Origin of the sequence: Corynebacterium sp. UMB6689 (assembly GCF_030215295.1) — a bacterium.
Classification (GTDB): domain Bacteria; phylum Actinomycetota; class Actinomycetes; order Mycobacteriales; family Mycobacteriaceae; genus Corynebacterium; species Corynebacterium aurimucosum.
On record NZ_JASOLS010000138.1, the window covers coordinates 1 to 292 of the forward strand.

The window sequence follows — 292 nt, forward strand, 5'->3', positions numbered from 1 at the left end:
CTGGGCGAACATCTATCGGGAAAGTGCGCCACCCGGCCAGGGGGAGGACGTGCCCTTGTAGGAGTGCTTCGCATTTTTCTGCCGAATCCAAAGCATTTATTGGCGTGGCATCGGCAATAGTTATGCGCACCCACTCGTCTAGATCGCGCATCTTGCCGGCTAGATCCTCCGAGGGCTTCTCCCCTACCCCAGCAGTGATTACTATGTACGGGTAGTCCGCAGAGGTCAGGACAGGTTTTCTCATATCTGCCACATAACAGGGCAGCCCCTCCCCGGTTAAGAGTTTGCGCAG

1 protein-coding gene is annotated in these 292 nt (G+C 56.5%); it reads right to left on the reverse strand.

Going from position 1 to position 292, the window contains the following annotated elements; all coding sequences use genetic code 11:
• Nucleotides 1–244, reverse strand: a 244-nt coding sequence (locus QP363_RS12970) for a hypothetical protein (protein WP_284764785.1), incomplete at its 3' end; no start/stop codon positions are given.
• Between the last annotated feature and the right edge of the window lie 48 nt (nt 245–292).